The sequence below is a fragment of the Prevotella sp. MGM1 genome (assembly GCF_002933775.1).
GTDB lineage: Bacteria > Bacteroidota > Bacteroidia > Bacteroidales > Bacteroidaceae > Prevotella.
The window spans coordinates 37,451-43,468 of record NZ_BEWV01000208.1 but is presented as its reverse complement, the minus strand read 5'-3'; the positions used below and the strand labels follow the sequence as shown (position 1 = coordinate 43,468).

Below are 6,018 nucleotides of genomic sequence, written 5' to 3'. Positions count from 1 at the left end.
AACCGGCAACCGAACGCACTCCAACAGGCATCCCGTCGCGAAAAAAGCCGCTTTCCGCCGGATGGCGAAAAGCGGCATATAGCATCGAATATAGAGGTGTATATCGTTTTCGTTTTCTATTTCAATGAAAAACGAAACGTTAAATCCGTGATTTTATTATTACAACGGCTAATTGTTTTCCCGGTCCACATACTTGGACGGGGACACACCGAAATACTTGCAGAACACTGTTGAGAAGTGGGCAAGGTTGGAGAAGCCGGTGGCATAAGCGACCTGGGTGATGTTCAGTTTCTGCTCGCGGAGCATGCGGGCAGCCTGCTCGAGCCTTATGTTGCGGATGAACTCGCTCGTGGGAATGCCGGTCATCTCTTTCATCTTGCGGTGCAACTGGGCACGGCTTATGCCCACCTCACGCGTAAGCATGTCTACGTTGAAATCGCTGTCGCCGATATGCTCGTTGACAACTTTCATTATTCGCTCCATCAGCAACTCGTCGTTGCCCTTCACTTCCTTGGTCTCCACCTTGTCTGTCTGCAACTGCAAGCCTGAGAACTTGCCTTTGAGCCTCAACACGTTGTTGATCACATTCTCTATGCTCATGTGCAGCTCTTCCATGTCAAACGGTTTGGCAAGGAAGGCATCGGCACCGCGTTCGAGACCCTCCAGCCTGTTGCCCACGTCAGACTTGGAGGTAAGCATTATAACAGGGATGTGGCTGATGTTGATGTTGGTCTTTATCATACGAAGCATGGTGAAACCGTCCATCTCGGGCATCATGACATCACTAATCACCACATCGTAGGCATTGGTAAGGAGTTCCTTGAGTCCTTCCTTTCCGTTGGTACATACACCGAACTTATAGTAACAACCAAGCTCGGTGCTGATATACCGGCCTATCTCAAAATCATCATCGACCACAAGCACCCTGTACTTAGTCTGCGGACGCGCCTGACGGATGCGCTCGCGGCTTGTATCCTGCTGTACCTCCTCAGAAGAGAAATGAGAGTTTCCGAGAGGTATCCGCACAGTGAATATGCTGCCCTTGACGTCTGTCCTGTTCTCGGCTGATATGGTGCCGTGGTGCATGTCGACTATCATCTTGCACAGGTTCAGACCGATTCCCGTGCCGCTTATGTGCAGCCGGCGCGAGTTGCTTCCCTGGTAGAAACGGTCGAAGATATGCTTCATGCTCTCACTTTTCAGTCCCACGCCTGTATCGGCTACCTGTATCATGGCATGTGTCTTGTCGGAGGTCAGTCTGATCTCTATCGTTCCGTCATCATATGTATACTTGAAAGCGTTGGAAAGCAGATTGGTTATCACCTTGTCAAACTGGTTTCTGTCTATCCACACGTCAAGTGTCTCGTCGAAATGGGTGAACACGAACTTGATGTTGCGCTCCTGCGCACTGTACTCGAACATCTTGTATATGCCGTTGATAAACGGCACCAAGTCCGTCTGCCGGCAGTGCAGATGCATCTGCTGCTTGTCTATCTTGCGCACATCGAGTATCTGGCTCACGAGGTCGAGTATTCGCTTGGCGTTATGCTCTATCGTGGTTATGTCGCGCATAGAGTCGGGGAACGACTCTCCCACCCTGCGCTTCAAGTTTGCCAACGGACTCATTATCAGCGTCAGCGGCGAACGTATGTCGTGGGTGGCGTTGATGAGAAACTTCATCTTCTCTTCATACAGCTGCTCGCGCTTTCTGCGATTGTAGAAATAAATGATGTAGGCGACGAAAGCGATCAACAGGACGATATATATGAAATTGGCCACGGGCGTCTTATACCAAGGCGGACTGACAAGCACCGTTATGGTCTTCGTGCCCGAATAGATCCCGTCTATCATCGCACGTACCTCCACATCATACTTTCCGGGCTGCAAGTGGCTCAGAGTGATGGTGTTGTGCCCCTCACCGTTGTTTTTCCAATCATCGTTGTTCACCCTGTATTCATATATTATGTTACCGGGAGCGACATAGTCGAACAGCGAGAATTCGAGGGAGAACGTATTGTCAAGGTAAGACACGGTGAAATGGTCCGACTCGGCAAGCGGCTCGTCAGTCACCCGGCGGCCGCCCGACTCCGTATTCATGCTGACAGACTTGCCCGCTATGAGGAAGTCGGTAAGGCACACGTCGTTTATCTTGCCGTGGCTCTCATGTATGTCTTCCGGCCTGAATACCGTGAGACCGTCATTGTTTCCGAAATATACCATGTCATCGTCCGTATGCAGACCTACCGAATTGACATACTCCTTCATTGTAAGACCGTTACCGTTCACATGGCCGATGAACTTCTTCTTCCGGGCATTATACTGCCATATTCCCATCGACGTGGAACACCAGATGTCACCGTTGTTAGACTCTACGATATATCCCACTGTCTTGTCTCTCAGCACCTCGCCTCCGGGCATGTCTGTCACTTTGCCAGCACCAGGCCGGTACACGTAAATACCCTGCTCGGTGCCCATAAGGATACGTCCGTCGCGAGTCTCACAAAGTGAATAGCAGGCCACGCCTTCAAGCAATGACGACCAGCCCTGAACACGGAAACTGCCTGTGGCCGGGTCGAAACACGACACTCCCGAGGCCGTACCGAGCCATATATGCCCATTGCGGTCGGGCATCATACACATGACCCAATTGTTGCACAGACTGCCTTTCGGGCCGTTCACCGAACTCTGGACATAGTTTTTCAGTTTGCGCGTTGTGGGATTGTATACACAGAACCCGCGCGAGAAAGTGGATATATATATGTTTTTCCCGTCATCGGTCATATCGTTGAACTTGTTGCACTCGAAAGTAACCCTCAGATCAGACTTGCCCGTCACCGGATCATATACATAGAAGCCGTTATCGGTGCCAAGCCAATACCGGCGCCTGCTGTCACGGAAAATAAACTCGGTGGAAGACGGAGACTGGGGACGGGCCACTATACGGCCGTTGCCGTCGAAACCGAACACGCCGTTGCCCTGCACCGTGCACCACATGATACCGTTATCGCCCTCGCAGATAGAAGTAATCGTGGAGCCGATACTGACTTTCTGGGCAGAAAAGCTCCAATTGCGGAACCTCGGCTGGCGACAAGGGAGCACGAAGAGTCCCTTAGACTGGCAACCGACCCATATATTGCCGTCACGATCCTGGGTGACAGCCCATATCTTGGCTGTGTTGAGGTCGATACCCTCGGTGACACTCTCTATCCGCTCAAACCTGCGACTTCCGTTCGAGAGGCGGAAAAGCCCGTTTCCGCGAGTGCCTATATAGATGTTCCCCGATTTGTCTTTATATACCGTAAGGATGGGTATTCTCTTATCCGACATCACGGACATGTCTATATCAGACACACGGACACTTTTACCCCCCCCTATTGAAAATGACAATATTCCGCGCATACAGACAATAAGCACCTCGCCTTCGTACTCGGTGAAGCCTATGGGAGAACCGAAAGGGGAGACAAACTTGCGTATTTTACCGTTGGTCTCACGCAAGGTAAAGACATTTCCGAAACCGCCTTTCCACACACGGCCGCGGCTGTCCTCATACACACGACTGAAAAAAGCGTCTTCCTCAGGTACGGTATAACGCTTCGACACATCGGCCAGGCTGTCTCCACTCTCCACCAAATGGGCTCCATAGCCGGCCGTGCCTACGAACAGCCTCCCGTCACGAAGACTGCTTATGACATTCACACGGGGCTTCACCCCGTTGGCGAAGCGATAGTGGCGAAACATATTACGGCCGTAATCATAGCGGTCGAGCCCTTTTGCCGTGCCGACCCACAGACTGCCCTCATCGTCACAGAACAACCTGGAAACCGCATTGCAACATAGGGAAGTGGTGTCGCCGGGCTGGTTCAGATATGTGGTGAAACGATAGCCGTCGAACCTGTTCAGTCCATATTCCGTGGCTATCCATATATAACCATACCGGTCCTGGCAGATATCCGTAATCTGGCTGCTTGAAAAACGGTTGGAAGGGATGAACCATCCTGTCTGTCCGGACACAGCTGTGAATGAAACATACAACAAGAGAAATGTTATTATTCGTCTCATGGTCAGTCAATATATTTTACTGTTAAGATATGCTATTTATATTTATGTCTCTTATATCGTTTGGCAAATATACTCATTTTTTGCAATAATATGCAATATATTTGAGACGTAATGAAAAATTTCCCTTTTTTACCTGCTTTTGCGACTCACGTACTTTCATCTTTACCGGATTAGCGACGGCAGACACAAAGACCAATGACACAAAAAACACTAAACGGCTACCTATATTCACATACCGGTAACCGCTCTATTAGTCTTAACAATAAAATACTAACCTATTAAACTAACAAAAACTTAATCTTAAAAGAAATACTAATCTATTAACTTTTCAACAGCAAAAATAGCGATAATGCCGCAAAACCTATATAACACAGGCTTCCGAATGTTTTTTATTTGTATACAACACGGAAAACATTAACGGATGAGCACTTTTCTAAACTTTTTGCTACCATTTGAATGACCGGCGCCAATAATTCTAACGCCTTCCGCCGAGCTGCCGCTCACACGACGGCCGGAAAGGTCGTAGACAGAGGGACGCTCACCGGAATTACCGCCTCCCGCGACATCAGATATACCGGAACCGACTTCTTTCTTGACAGTAATCACAGACGTGCCTGTACCGGTACGTCCCTGGTCGTCGGTAGCCACCACGCGGATGACCCGCTGGCCTTTCGTCACGTTCTTCCAGACATACTCATACGGAGGAGCGGCAAGCTCGGCAAGCAAAGTACTGCCACCGTAAAAACCGACCTTGGCTATATCGCCATACTCGCTCGTCACATCGGCGGCGATACGGAGTTCACGCAACCCGGTGTCGCTCTCGGGGAAATATACGGTAGAGCCGTTGGCAGGCTCGGTTATGGTCACTTTCGGACTGCGGTCTACCAAAGAATAACGGCTGCAGAAATTCCATATCTCCTCGCCTGTCTTCACCACGTCGTTGGAAACCCAATGTCCCTTGCCGGCAAATTCAAGCAGAACGACCTCCACTCCGTTGGTGCCGCCGCTCCATTTGCGGTATGTGGCATGCCCGGCTCCCTTATAGCTCGAAATGACCGACGGAGTGGTATTGCACTTGTTGAACTTTATCCATACGTCAAGAACACCCTGAACCTTATCGAACGTGCACACATCATCGCCCGTACCATGAGTATGGATGATGGGAACAGGACGCGAAGCGGCGGCAGTGGCTCCCCACATAGGATAACCGCTGATAGGGGCAAAAGCCGCAATCTTATCGGCGATGTTGTTCATGCAGTGGTAAGTAAACATGCCACCCATGGAAAAACCCGACAGATATACACGGTCGCGGTCGATATCGTGCAGTTCAGCCATCTTGTCTATAAGCTTCAGAATGAAATCGATGTCGGTCCTGCCGGATATATCCCAGGCCTTATTGATACCATCAGGGAAAACCGTAACGAACTTCTCCTTATCGGCAAGAGCTTCTATAGCCATCTGCCCTTTCTGGTAGTTGGCGTCCTGATTCATTCCATGACAGGAAATAAGCAACGGCCTATTGGCAGGCAGGTTCGACGGAACGTATTTAAGATAGTTGCGTGTTTTTCCGCCAACCTCTATATTGTCGGCATACGCGCCGAGCGATGCCATGCAAACAAGCATCATTAATAATAAATTCTTAAAGTCTCTCATTGAGTGGAAATTTTAACCGATTAATAGAATGTTGTTTTTATAAAACATGTTTAACTGTTTCGCAAACAAAAATACACATTATAACATATACAGGCTATCGCACAAGTTTCCGAAACTTTATTATTTGTATATATAAACGAAAAAAGAAGATCGCATAAGCCCATGATATGAAAGCATCGGGCTTAAGATGAAAGAAAAACACGATACCAAACAAAAAACATGAAACCAGACAAAAAAAGGATGTGAGTGCAAAAGAGCACCCACATCCTTAATCTATCAAAACTCATGCGATAAGCAAAAGCGACC

2 protein-coding genes are annotated in these 6,018 nt (G+C 49.1%); both read right to left on the bottom strand.

The features are described 5' to 3' along the window. Positions 1 to 168 precede the first annotated feature (168 nt). Entirely contained in the window at positions 169 to 4,059 is a 3,891-nt protein-coding gene (locus tag MoGM_RS10665) for a two-component regulator propeller domain-containing protein (RefSeq protein WP_104370030.1), read from the bottom strand. Positions 4,060 to 4,473: 414 nt separating this feature from the next. Continuing rightward, positions 4,474 to 5,712 (bottom strand): Ig-like domain-containing protein, encoded by a 1,239-nt coding sequence (locus tag MoGM_RS10660; RefSeq protein WP_104370029.1) that lies wholly within the window; start codon positions 5,710 to 5,712, stop codon positions 4,474 to 4,476. Positions 5,713 to 6,018: the final 306 nt, after the last annotated feature.